Genomic DNA, 15,579 nt, shown 5'->3' with positions numbered 1-15,579 from the left:
CATCAGGGTGACAACCGATGGATGGTCTTTCCAATATAATAACCTTTGAAAGGCCACTTTTGCTCTTTGAGCAATGAAGTTAGCTCCACTTGGCAATGGTGCCTTCTCGCTCTTAGCCGACTATTCTCTGCCGCACATCCACCAACTATGCTGAACAAAAAAACGCTCCCAGACGGGAGCGCTATGGTGTAATTATGCGACTTTTTTTCGCCGTGAATGCAGACGAAGCGACCAACTACCGAGATAATGGCCCGGCGTCAGCAGTACCCGCCGCCGTTCGTCACATAATGCGTTGCCAATGACGACCTCACCGGCCACGCCGCAGAGTGATAACTGGATGTAGGCCATGCCAGCGGCCAGTGGATCAATATCCGTCGCGGAAACCCACAGATAGAGGTGCGACGCGTAGCCTGCCTGATTAAGAGCATCGGCAAAAGCTAGCACCATGCAACCCGCACCGCAGGCGGGCTCATGGAGAGTGATGAAAGGTTTTTCATCAAACATTGCCTTCACATCCCCCAGTTGCAGTTGCGCCATCATTCTGGCCACATCCCAGGGGGTGAAGAACTGGCCGCGATACTTATCGCCCAGTTCCAGCTGCATAAACACGTTACCCAGAAAATTACATAACCCATTCTGCAGCCCGTTAACCACGTGGGCCAGCAATTGTGCCATACGGATAACATCCGGCTTTTCATAACCACCAATTATTCGCAGATATTTACCTTCCCGCTTTTCGCTAAAACAGAGACGGTTCTCCAGTGCAATAACGCTGCAGCTGACAAAATCTTCGAATACCTTATGGCGGTGATGATATCGTGCGGTCTGATTAAACAGTGAGATAAATGCTTTTTCATGGTCAATAAAACCGGCCATACGCATTCTCCATAAAAAAGAAGAACACGTATCCCGGGCAGGAGAACAGTGTTCCCCTGAGGGTAAAAAAAGCTGCAGCCGGTGAAGGCTGCAGCGCGGTTAAATGGTCAGAAACCGATTATCCACGGACTTCGCTGTAACCAGCCATCTCTGGTCCAGGATGCGGTTGTTCACTACTGACCAGATAAAGTGCCGGAGCGGGCGGTAGCGTTTCCACCGGCACCCCCTGATGGCCATCCACATGCGCCCCAAGGTCATAACAGTCATAACCACTGAGACCGCTGACCGGTTCGCTGTACGTGTGCCGCACTTCGCACTCAAAGAGAGCGGAAATACCGGCCACCACCTCACCTGACGGTGGATACCAGGGTGAATCCAGCCGCAGCGTGAGCCCGTTAGCGGCATGACGATGCAGGTTTACATTATGCCCGGCTGGCCACTCCATACCGTAAATATGGCTGTAGAAGCTGACCGTTGTGGATATTCCCGCCAGCAGCCCACCGGAGCCGTTAAGCTCTGTGGCCAACCGCGTCGGGATAACCATCAGCATATCGCAGGGCTGTGACCGTTCCGGGTATTCCCGCAGACGCTCCCAGCAAGCTGCTGCATCAGGCTCGTCGTTCATGCCGGCCAGACCGAACCAGTCCGCATACTGCCTTTTCATCAGCGTCGCCATGATGTCCCGAGACGCCAGGGGGATATTTTCCCACTTCAGCGCCCCCAGGCCGGACTGGTGATACAGCCGGTCAATCCGGCGTATTGTCTCCGTATCCAGCGCCACGTCTTTCTGCAGCAGCTCCAGCCACTGCTCAAACGCAAGGTTAGCGGCCGTCGACTGCCCGATACCATGACGAACCAGTCCCTGAAAGGGGATGTACGAGACTGTTCGCACCGGTTTCAGTATCCCCGCACACCCTGCCAGGAACAGCTGTATACTCTGCAGTATTGCGTGGCGATAACGCGGCGTGTCTGCACCGTTTATCCACTGCAACAACACATCGATACAGACAGATTTACCGGTAATTTCAAAACGGTTCTGGCACCATTCAGACATAAGTTGATACTCCTATTTTTCAGTAAAAAAGAGGGCATCGTCCCGTGAGGAACAATGCCCTCACGGGAGAGTGACGGTTGTATTACTGCCGTCACCCGGTAGATTAATTACGCCGTTTCAGCCTGACGGTTCAGTGGTGCGAGCAAATATTCCGACGCTTCCCGGGCCTGCCGGCAGGCACTGAACAGCGCCTTTTTGTCGGATTTCAGTTTTGACAGCCATCCGTCAACATAACTTTCATGCTGCAAATCACCGGTTATCCCGAGATGTGCGCACAGAAAGGCACTGCCAATTTCGGCTATCAACTCCTCGAAGGCATACACCGGGTCGCCAAATTTCTTTGACGCCCGAGTTATCCCTTCACGGTTCAGTCGCTTCGCATGGCCACTGGCATGCACCAGCTCGTGAAGCACCGTTGACCAGTAGTCACCCTCAGCATCAAACTGCGATGTCAGGGGCAGCACTATCTGGTCTGTGGCGACACGGTAATACGCCCGGTTCTGCGGCCGGGGTGAAAACTGCACGCCGGTGGCATTCACCACCGACAGGACCTGCTGCAGTTGTACCGGACTGACATCAGCGAAATCCTCCTGCGGTCGGGTGACGGTGGCAGTGCCACGCACCTGGTCAGGAAGATCAGCACACTGTTCGGCATTGAACAGCGGAAACTGGCGCAACATCGGCACCGTTTCCATCTGCGGCTTACCGTCAGCATCAAACAACTTGTTGCCATTGCTGTCTTCAGCCTGCTTTGTCCAGTCGCGGTATATCACCGCAAGTGTGGCGGTTTCGCCCTTGCGGACCTGGCCACCGGCCTCCTGTGCCTGGTTGTATGTCAGCCAGCGGTCGCTGGTAAAACCACGCTCTTCAGCCGCCAGCCACAGCAGCAAAACATTCACGCCGCTGTAGCCCCGGCCAGTAAATGCGTTGGCCGGCATCAGGGTGTTTATCCCCTGCTGCGCATTTCGCCACGGCCGTCGCCAGGGGGGTATACCGTTTTCCAGGGCGATAATTATCCGATCAGTGACCAGACGGTAAATATCGCCGCTGCCAGTAAGCGTCGCGGCCATTCCTGCCTGGCGACGTTTACCTGAGGAAGCAGTTTTGCGTGCTGTCGGCTTTTTACAGACCTTGGCGGTGGTTTTACGATTATCAGTTTTCATGGAGCACTCCTTAAAACAGGCGTGCCCCTCCCCTGCGGGCGTGAGGCACGCCGCAGGCGGGTGGAATTTAAATCAGGCGCTCAGCAGCAGCGCCCCGTCAGGTGAAACACATTCTGTCCGGCGTTGCAGATGATGGGCAGCCACCAAAAACCGGTGATGATCCGCAGGCCTTGCATGACGGCACACGACGGGATGAACATCCTGAAGCAGCCGTAGTGCAGTCATACGCCAGTACTTCAGCTCGCTGCAACTGCTGCAGGCACCTAAATGCCCGGTGCCCGTTACATGCAGCCAAGAATGATATCCACCGGATGAATTTCCGGATCGTCAGAAAGCGGCTCCAGGGGTTCATACAATCTGAACTCCAGAGCGGCATATTCTCCCTAGGGTGGTTGTTGCGGTCTGATATCAGTAAATATCAGTGTGAGCGTATGCGAAGTGATGAACAATCGTTATGACTGAAAGCGATAACGGAAGTGAGCAAGATGCTCGGCCTGCCGGCACGCAAGCCGGTAAGCTTTGCGCCATCCGGCATTTTCAGGAACCGGTACAGCTAAACGGGAATATACATATTCACCGCTGTGCCAGCCTCTGCGTAATGTGAGCCACACCCGCAGGCCCTTCTCTGTCGACGCAACATGAGCGCGAACGGCAAAATTACCGGATGCGTTGGTAAACCAGTTACTGTCATAGGATAACGCTCTCCCCCGAATGATTCGCTGAATGATCGTTGTTAAACGATAACACCAGTGAATAATATGGGAAAAAGATAAGTCAGATACTTCGGACATCGTGTTTCTCCTGTAAAAAGCGGGAAACACCGGCCCAATCGGGAAGATATTTCCCGTCGGGGAGTCAGAAACGGCATTATTCTGACTGTCTGGTAAGTTTAAGAAACCTTCATCGTCGCGTCATAGTGCGCTTGTATTGACGATATCTGCTTCCAAAGGTGCGCAGATGTACCACATCGATATGCTCTCCCTTTCAGGCTGAGGGAGATTTCTTTGCAGTCACCCGAAGGCGTTTCTCACAGACTGCTGAAACATTGGTGGTCACCCGAAGGTAACAGATTAGCCTGTACATTTTCAGACCACTAAAGTTGGGTGTCAAGACGATTTATCAACTATTTAAACAATAAAAAAGCCGCAGCCCTGAGTGAGCTGCGGCAGTTACGTTTGAGTATGCTGACACACTGTCATTTGTTAATAATCAGGTTACCTTTCTTATTAAACAGATCCCCAATCCAGTTATCAACCATTCCGTTTACATTCTCCTCACTCCTGGCATTATACTCCTGAGACATAAGCTGATGAGTCAACCTTGTGGTAATTGGGATGATAACTTCCCCTTTATTGAGGTGAACCGTTTTTTCTGAGGGTGGGACTCTGATTACTCCCGTCATCTCGAAAATATCACCTTTTTGCGTAAAAGTATCGTGTTCGTTATCTTCAAAATACACGTTATCAAAATACCTTGCCAACATCGCACAGGTATCAGATTCACTTAACGGTGTTTCACAATTAAAAGCAATGACAATTTCACTGCATTGATTGCCCTCCAGAATAATTTCATAAACAGGTTTAACCGAAGTGGCTTTCATTAATATATCGTAGCGCATAAGGACCTCTGTATGTAAGTTTAACCATTATCATCAGGCAATTCTTTGAAATAGACTTGTCTGACATATTTACCTCTCCCGTCACCATGTCCCAGGTCCATGGAAACCTGCGCGAAAATTTCTCTTTCGGTATAACCCTGTCGCTCATAAAAGGATTTTGCTTCCTGAGAGAAATGATACCGCATACTGTGAGGAGCTTTTTTCCCGGTCAGACCGATCTGACGAACCTGGTAGCGATAAGTATCTATCGCTTTTCTTATATCAGGTCGGTCAACAAGTTTTCCATTCTGTTTTTCCATTACTTTTTCGGCATAGTTAATTGCTGCTCTGACCGAATCGCGGTCAAGAATAACGGTATCCCGGGGGCGTCCGCCTTTTGTTCCGAATACAACACGTACGGAGTTTTGCCCTGATTCCAGTGCACGTTTCCAGCTCGGAACAGATTTACACGCCTCAACAGCTTCTTTTGTTCTTAATCCCAGAGCATAGGAAAGTTGCATTGCAGCTGCCACGCCAGGGTTCTTTTTTTCCACAGCCTGGAACGCCTTATAAAACTCATCCGGTGCTAAAGGCAACTTTGTTCCATCACGACTTGCGGGTTCAAGACCAAGAGCTTTATTACTTAATAACGGATTGTCCGGATCAGCAAGTTTGTAGCGACCACCCCGGAATAAAATCCCTCGTATAGCAGAGCGTTCATTTTGAATAGTTCTGACAGAGACACCCTGCTCTTTTCTGCTTTGCAAGTAGCCCACAAAATGACGCGTCTTAATACTGTCGGCATGGCGTAATTGGATCCCGTTTTCCCGTAGATAATTCAAAAAGTATTTTGCGATCCTCATTCTATCGGCTGTGCTGGCGTATCCGCCAGACGCCTCACGAGCCTGCGTGATGAAATCGCGTCTGAATTGCTCAACCTTCGATCGTGCCGTTTTCCTGTTCAAAGATTACCTCCACCTGAATGACAGATATAGCTGTTCTTCTGTTCATACGGGTGAATTGCCTGCAACTCACCCGTATGAACGGGCAATGCGACCAAATTGTTAGTTTTGCGTCATTACAGACGTTCCCTGCGTGTCGGTTCGTTCGCCATCCTGGCTCGTTTGATATTGTGTAGCAGGGTAATGCCATGTTGAGTTTTTACAGGTGATCAACCAGTACTCGGTACTGGCGAATTAAACACCCCATCAGCGTTTTGCTGACGCCTCAATATCAGAACGATTTTCCTCCATTTATCATAAAGTTAATGGATATCAATTTGAGTCATTAACAATGGTTGAGATGAGTTTCCGGCACGTTCGTCCGTGAAAACGGACGTGACGGGAATGCCGGGATTGCGTCTTCATTGCGTACGTCACGAGGTAATACAACTTGTAAACCCGCGTCGTACGTGGTGTTGACGTAGTACGCCTGGCGGCGTCACTTGGTGTTCGCTTCGCTTGCACACAAGTGACGCCGCGCAGTTTCGTGCTCATAATGCAACGCCGTAAGCGGCCAAATGTACCAAATGGCCTTATCCGGTCGATGCAAAAATCGTACGAAACTCAGGACGTATCACTGGAGAAACGAAATGTTGATGCGACTTCCACAGACGACGTCCGTCTGACTGGAAGTGGCCAGCCCGTTATACAACACCCGAACTGGTGTGCTGCTGAGCAAAGAGAAAGAAACCCTCATCGCCGCGTCATAGTGCGCTTGTATTGACGATATCTGCTTCCAAAGGTGTGCAGATGTACCGCATTCAATATGCTCTCCCTTTCAGGCTGCGGGAGAATTCTTTTGCAGTCACCCGAAGGCGTTCCTCACAGACTGCGCGGAACATTGGTGGTCGCTTTCGCGACAGTAGCCACCCGAAGGCGCTCCTCACAGGCTACAGGAGCATTGGTGGTCGTCATTGACGACATCTACAACACTTAAAGCCTAGCAATAGAGGCGGGCTTTCGTCAATATTTTCATGTCAGGATGTTTTACTTTATTTTGATCTTCATATCAGCATTCATTTTTTTAATTTCCTGATGATACCCTTCCCACTTAACATCCGGAAAAACATTAGGCTCGCCCCTCAGCCATTTTTTAAAAAGCAAAGGCCTATCCAGAGCCATATATAAAGACTTACTCACCTCATGACTATCGATAAATAGGTCATTGTTATGTGCCGCAAGAGCCATATAAGCAGAAAGAATCCCAGTTGAATAAAACACAGCACCATCCTGAAGTGGTGAACCATTACTTTCAATGCAATCTTTTTCATCATTAGTAAAGAAACGCCTGCACGCCTCCGGACGATATTTATAGATAATACACTGCCCAGAAGTTTTTCCGAGAAAAACACACTCCATTCTATAGCTATCATCGATGTATTCCTCAACCTTATCAGCTCGAATTTTCAATCTTTTTTTAATAAAAAACAACTTTGAGTCACTAAAATCCTTTGTTAAATTTTCAGCTATAAAAAATACGTCAGGTGTGAGTAATGACACATGTAATGAACAGCAACGCGAGCATCCTTTTTGGCATATCGATTTTAAACTTTTTCCGTTTTTTATTCTATCCACCACCCCCTCAGAACATTTATGCCAACTTTCTACCACTAAGATAACTTGCCTCTTGCTTTTAACTTTAAATGAGTTATAACATGATGAATAAAACCTATCATGAAAAGATTTCATTTTCTTCCCCTTTTAAAAATAAATATAAGCAGCCACTCTATTATTATTCATGATGTCAACCTCCAGTTATAAGCTCGAAAATAAAATAAGAAGGATTCTATCCTTCTTATTTTACATATATTATCGAACCTTGCCCTCTGCAACGTCTTTCACCTGTGCAAATAAATTACCTAAATAGGCTTCTGTTAAATGCTGAGGGTTTGAAGAAAAGAACTGAATATAAACATGGCTTCCGGCACCATTCTTTTCAACCTCCAATGTAATATGATCCTTTCCCTCTCCCCAGTTTCGCCCCATTTTATAATAGCTCCCTACCGATGCCGACCATTCTGGCCTCTGTTCCTCAATCGCAGCAGCAGTCAAACGGGCAGAAGTACTTTCTCTATTTTTAATACTATTTAACTCATCTGTCGTCATAAATTTATAATAACGACGCAAACGAGCAGCAGCAGTATCGACATCAACTGGAACAGATAAATCTTTTGACGTGGAATCCTGATCGGCTTCAACTTTAGGTGCTAACTTAGGCATACCTGATTCATTCTGTGATGACTGTTTTCCTGCTATTGATACCCCAAAATCACTAATTTTCTTATTGACGGAAGATAACTCATCCATAGAACAAGCTGTTACCAACATAGATACAATACAAACAACTAATACTTTCTTCCTGAACATCTTTTCCTCCATAATAATTTTTTACAACCCAATTAAACCGAGAAAATCCCCCCTATTACCAACGCAGCTGAAGTTGCACATTTCTTCAACAATCCTTATGATACAATGATGATTCGAACAAAAAAACAGCGCTTGGTCAAACTGGAGAAAACTGGGATATGAATATTTTCGTGAAAAAGCTGTTAAACGCGGTGCTGCCTGACCCTAAGCCGAACAATCACACTGACGATGGCTCTTTACTGACATGCTTCAACGATGAAGCAGAAACGCTTTTCAATGATGATCCTCTTGTTGAAAGAACCTACGAGGGGTTAAACGCTATTGATGATGGTGCCCCTTATGGGGAGTCGTATGGAACATGGTCTGATAGCGACTGAACGTTGGAAAGCCGCTATCAGACTCATGATACTCGCCTAATTAACTTATTTACCTTTCATCATGCCACCCGCGAAAGATGAAACAGCTTGCTCTGCAACTTTTCCTCCTTTTTCACTTGATTGCGTAGCTTTGTCCGTTCCGGTTTTCATACTGTTGCTAATAGCCCCTCCCAAATGAACACCCGCCCAACTCAATGCCCCTATCCACACAGCCGGCAACATGAGAAACATCGTCCCCATAACCAGATTCATAATCAGATCATCCGATGTATTCTGGAATCCCATCATATTAAAGCGTGAGTGGGTATCAGAACTGTATAGCGCCGTCAGCAACCAACTGTCGAGCCAGCGGGCCAGTTCCCACCAGAACGTCAAGAAGTTCACAGCAAAAATGACAAGCGTCAGGGTGATCACCGTTTTGAATTCATAAGCCGCAAAGGTCAGGATTAATGGCACCATAATATAAATGGCCATCAGTATAACGGCCTGCACCATCGGCAATGCCTGACGCATCGCGTCCAGAGCCGGGAACGCGCCCAGTGAGGCCACCGAAGCGCCTGCCGTTCCGGCAACACGGGAAATCGCATTCATTGCCGTCATACCCGCATTACCACCATAGCCGTTATATACTTCACCTCCATGCGATACCGTCAGGTTCGCCGGGCTGACAAGCCGGCGGATCACCTCTTCCTGATAATCAGTCTGGCTGCTGCCAATCATCTTCATCGCCGCAGATAACCGCAGCCAGTAGCTGTCATCAACCTGCTTCATCACCCTGGCCTTCAGGCCAGTATCTGCTGCCGACCACCACTCAGAACAGTAAGGGTATCCCCCATTACCGGTATTCGGCCGACCACTGTCACGGGCGTCACTCCAGGAGAACATCCCGCGCGGCAATTTCGACTGCAGGGTGGTATAGTCTCCTTTAAGAAAGGTACTGCTACCTATCCAACTGAGGTCTGACAAAGTCGCCTTATCTGTTGTCTGCCCCTGGTCACGCCGTTTCCACTGGTAAAGCGCCAGCGAATAGCAGTCGTTGGTAAAATCCTGCAACTCATCAGCCAGAGCACGATTCTCAATGAACGTCCGTTGAACCTCAAACCGCAGTTGCCTGAGATCTGGCCGACAAGGAATACTGGCCACAGCTGCCTGTGTCACGCCTTTGGAGAGCTTATGGACCAGCACCCACCAAACTGGTGCTGCGGCGCTTTCTCCATCCATGCTAGATATAATGCCGCTGTAGCCAGTTTCATTCGGCGCTTTTGGGGTCCAGGTCCCGCATGTTTTCCCCCGGCTTTTATCAAACTCCAGTGTACTCAGACTTACCTGAATCAGCGGCACGCAACAGGCAATCATCACAAAGAACGCACCATAAAGCGCATTCTCGATACGGGGCAGTGACAGCATGCCCTTGTTACCTTCATCCTCGCCTTCTTCACGAACCTTCAGCCAGATACTCGCGACCTTAAAGGCCAGTGGCAGCGCAAAGAGTCCGGTACTGACAAGGACATCCCAGAGACCATTATTGACCAGCCAACCCAGCAGGGTCAGGAAATACTCCAGATAGCTGTTCGTTGTCATAGTGAATCAGCCTCCCACGCCGGAAAAAATGGAGTACTCACAGACCAGAAAGAATAATGTGCTGGCGCCGGCGATACGCAACAGTGACCGACGATATTCCGGACGAAAGCCCGGCGCATGCCAGATTTTCCACAGCCCCCATCCGACAGCACTGTAAATAACCAACCGCCATACCAACCAACCGTAACGCGTTGCATGCATCCATCGTTTCAGGGATGCCACGCTCTCCGGATGACGCATACCTGTATCGGCCAGCCAAAGTCCTACTGCCATCATCAGCGCTAGAATCAGTAGATAAAGCAGCCCAGCTTTTAAACCTTTTCCCGTTTTACACAGCAGGTCGCGGTGACTGTTTTTCATAATCACAATCTCCTTACTCTGCATCAGGGGTATCGAGCTTCTGGAACCGGCTGTCGGCATTGTCCGTCTGCTGAATCATTGGGTTTGTACCGACACGTTCGTTGTCCCGTTCAATGATGGTCAGTACCGAGTTCCTCGCCAGCTCACGCTTCAGGTCCATTTCATTCTTCAATGCCATAATTTCGCGATCGAGAGCATCGATCCGGTGAACACCATCTTCCAGCGCGAGCGGTTGATCCTGGGCATTTGGCTCACTCATACCTGTTGTCAGCATCCGACGCATCAATAGTGCAGTTTCGACCGCATCAGACATGGCAAGCTCACTGGCAAGACGAACGGTCAGCGCAGTATTATCCGGATCTCGTTGCAGAGCCCTAATGACATTGGCCGTTACCGGCAACCCACCCGTTTTCAGTTTCGCCAGTTCAGTAGCTGTGGGTTTTACGGTACCATTGACCAGTTTCACCAGTTGCTCCGTATTGTTCTTTGTGGCTTCTTCCAGCATCGGCGCAAATCCGGTGCCAGCGACGGACAGGCCGGGCTGATCGTCGGTATCGCCACTGGTACACTGCAACGCATTGCTACAGGTGCGCATTGAGCGATCACCAAGAACTCTCACCACAGCTTGTGCAGCTTCTTCAGCATTACTGAACTTACTGCAGGCACCACCGTTACAACTGGCACCACTCACAGTTTCTGAACTTAGTACGTTAAGACTATTCATCATGTTGTAACCTGCAGATACTAAATCATATGTCGGCCGGATCGCTTTCTGCCCTTTTCCTCCTCTAATCTGACCACCAATCCATTTTTTCCCGGAGGTTCCGTCAGCATCCTGATATTTTTGATCCGCACGTATTGCGTCTGTTTCTCCATTGTTGACCAGCGATTTATACTCTTCCGCCATAGCTGCCTGGGTCCACTTGCTGGTATCACTGAAATCCATCATTTTCTTCGCCATGTTCTGACAGTTCAGTTGCGCCTTGTCGAAGGACACATTTGCCTGCAGCACCCCATTGGTCAGCATGTCATACAGGCCCGGATTGGCCCGCTGAATAAGCATCGCCGGCAGGCTGGCGACCGCACCGGTAGCCCCCTGGATAACGTCGCCCATAAGATTCTTAAATCCGTCTGTCACCCCATTCAGCTGATTGCCAACAGTGGTTTTAAGGTCGAAGTTGCCGCACATCAGGTCACTGCTCCACCCAATATCCATTCCCAGTTTTTTCATATTGCTGCGCGTCGCCGGCTGCGATATCACCGACCCACCGCCCAAGGTATAAAACAACTTGTCGGAGACAGCGCCATCCACAGATTTACCATAGCCAAAAGCACTATCATTCACTTGAGGAAGAGAAATCTCAGCCTGAGCCGACAATGCGGCGCCCAATGTCCCTACAAGCAATAATGTGGTGCTGGCTGTTAACTTAATTGCATCTATTGTCATGGCTTACCTCGTCAAAAATCAGTACTGCCCAAGAATTTCTGTCCCATGCGCTTGCAACAACTGTAGGGTTGCCACAACGCAAAAGCCGCGTTGTTATCACTGGCCGCGCTGTGACTCCCGTCCGGAAATACCGCGCAACTTCGTGTCATACTTGGAGCCAGGCGTTGCCATTTATGATTTTTGGAACCGGTATTTTCCGTGACTTCTCCCGGCGGCCAGTATCCATCGCGGCGGGGCCCTTTCAGCTCGTGATAAACATGTGGTTGCCCTGTGCGAGTAATGATGTCTGCAACACGTTGCGCTACTACCGCCGATGCTTTGTCATCATCGCTCTGGCTAACAAACCCGGAGCGTGGATAAACATTGCCCCACATGTTGCCAGATGCCTGACTGCCAATTTCTCGTCGGCCAATGACCAGCGCTTCGGGATACAACGATTCCGGTACGCCCGTTCGCCAGGCAATGGAATCCAACGTACTGAGGAAATACGGCATCAGAGGTGTAGCTGCGCTATCACAGGAATACCCTGGGATACGGCCCCCGATAAGCGATGTGGCCGGATGACCAATAGCATCCGCATATTTGAAACGAATATTGGATTTACGCTGCCCCGGATTCTTCATGTCTGCCGGATTGGCGCCACCGGCCGTCACTCCAGACAACGCGCCAGTAACAGCATTCTCTAACCCGCCCGCTGTCTGACTGACAGCAGCCATCTCTGTCCAAGGATTTCCTCCAGGCGCGACATAAGTCGAAACCACCGTCTGAGGAATAAAGTGAGTCACTTTCACAGAGGTACGTACCGTACAACCATACCAGGAACAGAACAGCCAGTAGCAGATACCGCTTACCCGCCAGCTGATGCAATCCTGCGTCACCGCACTAGCCACGATTTGCGCGGTATTCAGTGCAGCGAGCGCGGTAGGTATTGACGCAGTACCCAAAACGGTGGCGACAGCGGCAGAGCAAAGCGTTCTCCTGAACCAAGAGGGAGGCTGATTCACTGATCACCTCCAGCTTGCAGCCGCAGTGCCTGCGCTACATCGGTTGTGCCATAGACCACATCCCTATCGTCAAAAACGACAGCGGGCACTTTGCGGATCCCAAGCTCCCAGGCATGTACCACCTGGCGATATGCTGCAACCAACTGTTGCTGTTTTTGCTGCCACTGAGGGGATGACATCGCCAGCCTTACCTGTGCAGCAGCTTGCTCTGGGTCTGTCGAAAGCTGACCAAACATTTTCGCCTGCAGACGTTCAGGTGCATCCAGCAACACAGCTACAACACCCGGAGAAAGATTTTCAGGTAAGTGCTGGCTGTCGGTATAGACCACCGTGCCGGCCAGAACGGACACCGGCAACAATGCCGGCAGAAGGATAAAATCACGTAATTTCATTAGAGAGGCTCCGTCAGACTGAATCGTCTGACAGCGTGCCTACTGATATTCAGAAAATCTGCGAAAAACTAAAAATCCAGAAATAAAGTTTTTTGTGTAGAATATTGTTGTCAGTACTACTTTTATCGCTCAGTCGTTCCGATGTTCTACAGCCATTACCTTTTGCTTAGGAGGCACTTTGCTCCAGATTAATGATCTGACAGACCTACAAACTCTGACAGAATCCGTTGAACTTGAATGTAAGCTCGCTCAAGGGAAAGATGGCCGGGGAAAATTGCCCGATGATTTTTGGCCTACATATAGTGCCATGGCCAACTGTCGGGGGGGATGCGTCATACTTGGAATCAAGGAAAAGAAAGGAAAATTTTCTGTTGCTGGGATTCAGGATATCAGCGTTGTCAGAAAGCAACTCTTCGACATCCTCAGCAACAAAAACAAAATAAACATCAACCTTCTGACTGACAAGCACATTTCTGAGTCTATAATTGAAGGGAAAAACATTCTAGTCATTAATATTCCACCCGCCCGCCGCGAACAAAAACCTATTTATCTTAATAATCAACCCATGACAGAAAGTTGGTTACGGGCGCATGATGGCGATCATCGCTGTACCGAAGAACAGGTTCGGCGAATGATGGCTGAGCAAGTGGAAGAGAGTAGGGATAATCGGATCCTACAAAATTTTGATATGAATGATATCTCTCAGGAGAGCCTTCAAGCATATCGGCAACTACTATCCACATCAAGCCCGACACACCCTGCTCTTGAATTAGATAACTTCAACTTTCTGAGAAGCATCGGTGGCTGGCGTAAAGATCGACAAACAGGAAACGAAGGGATGACACTCGCGGGAATACTGATGTTTGGTACCTGGGAGTCCATCCAAGACGCAGCGCCTAATTACTTCGTCGATTATCAGGAGAGACCAGAAGCCAAAACTGAACGCCGATGGATTGACCGACTTTGTCCTGATGGAACCTGGTCAGGGAATGTATTTGATTTTTACCGCAGAACATACCGTAAACTGATCGCAGATTTAAAAATCCCGTTTGAACTGAAAGATGGTATCCGCCAGGATGACACTCAGATCCACACAGCATTGAGGGAAGCGCTAGTCAATACGTTAGTTCATGCTGATTATACAGGCCGCTTATCTATAATGGTGGTCAAACGCCCCGATCTGTTTGGCTTCCGGAATCCTGGAATGATGCGTATCCCTCCAGAACAGGCTATAAGAGGTTACGAAAGTGACTGTCGTAATCGCCTTATACATCAAATGTTTTTGATGATTGGTGCGGGCGAGCGTTCAGGTTCAGGCATACCAAAAATATTTAGTGGTTGGAGATGGGCAAACTGGCGAGTTCCGAGATTATATGAAAAAGCAGAACCAGAGCAAACTCTGCTTGAGTTGTCTATTGGCAATCTGGTTTCAGAAAAAACGGCAGCACTGCTATATCGTATATTTGGAGAACAAGTAAATAAACTGAATGAACTAGAGCGCGGTATTGTGATTACAACAGCCGTAGAAGGGTGGATAGATCATGAACGAGCCTGTCAGTTAACAACTCAGCACTCCCGTGAAGTGACCCTAACGCTTCCAAGGCTAGTCTGCAACGGATTTCTTATAGCCCATGGCGAAAAAAGGAACAAATCATACACACTGCCAGGACATGACCTACCTTCACCAGAAGAGCTTTTTACGTTAAATCCGTTATCATCCCTGACGTCAAAAACGGCCGAATTCATCACGGATAAAGGTGAAATGATCACGGATAACGATAGCTTGATCACGGATAACAATGATGTAACAACATCTGACAGCCATAAACGGGATCATGTCGGACGCTTTATCACAGATAAGCTTCCAGCAGCTTACATTGACGACTTTAATTTTCTGAGCTCATCGCTACAGAGACAGCTTATTGACACAGCATCACCAGCCAGAGAGAAACGGCGATTACCCAATGATATTATGGATAAAATCATCCTTTCTCTGTGCCAAGGGCATTTTATGCCTTTAAGTGTTATCGCAATGTTAACCAAGAGAACACCGCAAAACATACGCGAAAAACAGCTCATACCACTGGTAAAACAAGGAAAGCTCAGGCTTGCTTTTCCCCATGTAAGACGACATAAAAAACAAGGTTATATGACAGTTCAGACACCAACGACATAGTGTAATATCACGATAGTGCCGATCACCAGATCTGAGGTGATACGCTCACCTCATCAACACGACAAAAGAGGTCGCTGCGGGATTCGATTTGCGCAGCGGTCTTTTCAACATAACGAGTCGTACACTATGCGAAGTCAGGCCTGTAGGTAGAACAAAGGGGCCAGCGGCCCGTGGTAGCAGACCC

At 48.8% G+C, this 15,579-nt stretch carries 15 protein-coding genes; 2 read left to right on the top strand and 13 right to left on the bottom strand.

Features of this window, described 5'->3' with window-relative positions:
- Positions 1-192: 192 nt before the first annotated feature.
- The 8 genes from EIEH_RS03155 to EIEH_RS17225 all read right to left on the bottom strand — a co-directional run bounded on the left by EIEH_RS03155 (position 193) and on the right by EIEH_RS17225 (position 8,058).
- Complete coding sequence (locus EIEH_RS03155) at positions 193-876, bottom strand: N-6 DNA methylase (protein ID WP_015869813.1); 684 nt, start codon at positions 874-876, stop codon at positions 193-195.
- 118 nt (positions 877-994) lie between these two features.
- Entirely contained in the window at positions 995-1,930 is a 936-nt protein-coding gene (locus EIEH_RS03150; protein WP_015869812.1) for a DUF1281 domain-containing protein, read from the bottom strand.
- Between the two features lie 107 nt (positions 1,931-2,037).
- A complete protein-coding gene (locus EIEH_RS03145; RefSeq protein WP_015869811.1) occupies positions 2,038-3,093 on the bottom strand; it encodes an ArdC family protein in 1,056 nt (351 codons plus the stop codon).
- Positions 3,094-3,545: 452 nt separating this feature from the next.
- Positions 3,546-3,884, bottom strand: a complete 339-nt coding sequence (locus EIEH_RS18785) for a hypothetical protein (RefSeq protein WP_071525680.1) — start codon at positions 3,882-3,884, stop codon at positions 3,546-3,548.
- A gap of 404 nt (positions 3,885-4,288) precedes the next feature.
- A complete protein-coding gene (locus EIEH_RS03140) occupies positions 4,289-4,711 on the bottom strand; it encodes a hypothetical protein (RefSeq protein WP_015869809.1) in 423 nt (140 codons plus the stop codon).
- Between the two features lie 20 nt (positions 4,712-4,731).
- A complete protein-coding gene (locus EIEH_RS03135) occupies positions 4,732-5,655 on the bottom strand; it encodes an integrase domain-containing protein (RefSeq protein WP_035608635.1) in 924 nt (307 codons plus the stop codon).
- A gap of 1,023 nt (positions 5,656-6,678) precedes the next feature.
- Positions 6,679-7,380 carry a YkgJ family cysteine cluster protein gene (locus EIEH_RS03130; RefSeq protein WP_071525679.1) on the bottom strand — a complete coding sequence of 234 codons (702 nt, stop codon included), beginning with the start codon at positions 7,378-7,380 and terminating at the stop codon, positions 6,679-6,681.
- A 120-nt stretch (positions 7,381-7,500) separates the two neighbouring features.
- Positions 7,501-8,058, bottom strand: coding sequence for a hypothetical protein (locus EIEH_RS17225; protein WP_041730623.1), 558 nt, complete (start codon positions 8,056-8,058; stop codon positions 7,501-7,503).
- 158 nt (positions 8,059-8,216) lie between these two features.
- On the opposite strand from EIEH_RS17225, the gene EIEH_RS03125 reads away from it, so the two are divergent.
- Positions 8,217-8,435, top strand: coding sequence for a hypothetical protein (locus tag EIEH_RS03125; RefSeq protein WP_015869805.1), 219 nt, complete (start codon positions 8,217-8,219; stop codon positions 8,433-8,435).
- A gap of 45 nt (positions 8,436-8,480) precedes the next feature.
- Here EIEH_RS03125 and EIEH_RS03120 read toward each other — a convergent pair whose 3' ends face one another.
- From EIEH_RS03120 to EIEH_RS03105, 5 genes are read right to left on the bottom strand one after another with little or no spacing between them, the layout of a single operon-like run.
- A complete protein-coding gene (locus tag EIEH_RS03120) occupies positions 8,481-10,016 on the bottom strand; it encodes a conjugal transfer protein TraG N-terminal domain-containing protein (protein WP_015869804.1) in 1,536 nt (511 codons plus the stop codon).
- Positions 10,017-10,022: 6 nt separating this feature from the next.
- Positions 10,023-10,376 (bottom strand): hypothetical protein, encoded by a 354-nt coding sequence (locus tag EIEH_RS03115; RefSeq protein ID WP_015869803.1) that lies wholly within the window; start codon positions 10,374-10,376, stop codon positions 10,023-10,025.
- A 13-nt stretch (positions 10,377-10,389) separates the two neighbouring features.
- Entirely contained in the window at positions 10,390-11,823 is a 1,434-nt protein-coding gene (locus EIEH_RS03110; protein WP_050977389.1) for an integrating conjugative element protein, read from the bottom strand.
- An 11-nt stretch (positions 11,824-11,834) separates the two neighbouring features.
- Positions 11,835-12,827, bottom strand: coding sequence for a TIGR03756 family integrating conjugative element protein (locus tag EIEH_RS17220; protein ID WP_015869801.1), 993 nt, complete (start codon positions 12,825-12,827; stop codon positions 11,835-11,837).
- Positions 12,824-13,219 carry a TIGR03757 family integrating conjugative element protein gene (locus EIEH_RS03105; RefSeq protein WP_015869800.1) on the bottom strand — a complete coding sequence of 132 codons (396 nt, stop codon included), beginning with the start codon at positions 13,217-13,219 and terminating at the stop codon, positions 12,824-12,826. Before EIEH_RS03105 ends, EIEH_RS17220 begins: the two co-directional genes overlap by 4 nt.
- A 178-nt stretch (positions 13,220-13,397) precedes the next feature.
- Here EIEH_RS03105 and EIEH_RS03100 point away from each other — a divergent pair, with 178 nt between their 5' ends.
- Complete coding sequence (locus EIEH_RS03100) at positions 13,398-15,395, top strand: RNA-binding domain-containing protein (protein WP_015869799.1); 1,998 nt, start codon at positions 13,398-13,400, stop codon at positions 15,393-15,395.
- Positions 15,396-15,579: the final 184 nt, after the last annotated feature.

This window comes from Edwardsiella ictaluri ATCC 33202 (assembly GCF_000264785.1).
Lineage (GTDB): Bacteria > Pseudomonadota > Gammaproteobacteria > Enterobacterales > Enterobacteriaceae > Edwardsiella > Edwardsiella ictaluri.
This window is presented reverse-complemented; position numbering and strand designations above follow the sequence as displayed.

Bases quoted from the DNA above. Each gene is read 5' to 3' on its own strand.
- EIEH_RS03115 (WP_015869803.1), bottom strand. From the start codon at position 10,376: ATGAAAAACAGTCACCGCGACCTGCTGTGTAAAACGGGAAAAGGTTTA.
- EIEH_RS03125 (WP_015869805.1), top strand. From the start codon at position 8,217: ATGAATATTTTCGTGAAAAAGCTGTTAAACGCGGTGCTGCCTGACCCT.
- EIEH_RS17225 (WP_041730623.1), bottom strand. From the start codon at position 8,058: ATGTTCAGGAAGAAAGTATTAGTTGTTTGTATTGTATCTATGTTGGTA.
- EIEH_RS03155 (WP_015869813.1), bottom strand. From the start codon at position 876: ATGGCCGGTTTTATTGACCATGAAAAAGCATTTATCTCACTGTTTAAT.
- EIEH_RS18785 (WP_071525680.1), bottom strand. From the start codon at position 3,884: ATGTCCGAAGTATCTGACTTATCTTTTTCCCATATTATTCACTGGTGT.
- EIEH_RS03120 (WP_015869804.1), bottom strand. From the start codon at position 10,016: ATGACAACGAACAGCTATCTGGAGTATTTCCTGACCCTGCTGGGTTGG.
- EIEH_RS03110 (WP_050977389.1), bottom strand. From the start codon at position 11,823: ATGACAATAGATGCAATTAAGTTAACAGCCAGCACCACATTATTGCTT.
- EIEH_RS03150 (WP_015869812.1), bottom strand. From the start codon at position 1,930: ATGTCTGAATGGTGCCAGAACCGTTTTGAAATTACCGGTAAATCTGTC.
- EIEH_RS03105 (WP_015869800.1), bottom strand. From the start codon at position 13,219: ATGAAATTACGTGATTTTATCCTTCTGCCGGCATTGTTGCCGGTGTCC.
- EIEH_RS03130 (WP_071525679.1), bottom strand. From the start codon at position 7,380: ATGAAATCTTTTCATGATAGGTTTTATTCATCATGTTATAACTCATTT.
- EIEH_RS03145 (WP_015869811.1), bottom strand. From the start codon at position 3,093: ATGAAAACTGATAATCGTAAAACCACCGCCAAGGTCTGTAAAAAGCCG.
- EIEH_RS03140 (WP_015869809.1), bottom strand. From the start codon at position 4,711: ATGCGCTACGATATATTAATGAAAGCCACTTCGGTTAAACCTGTTTAT.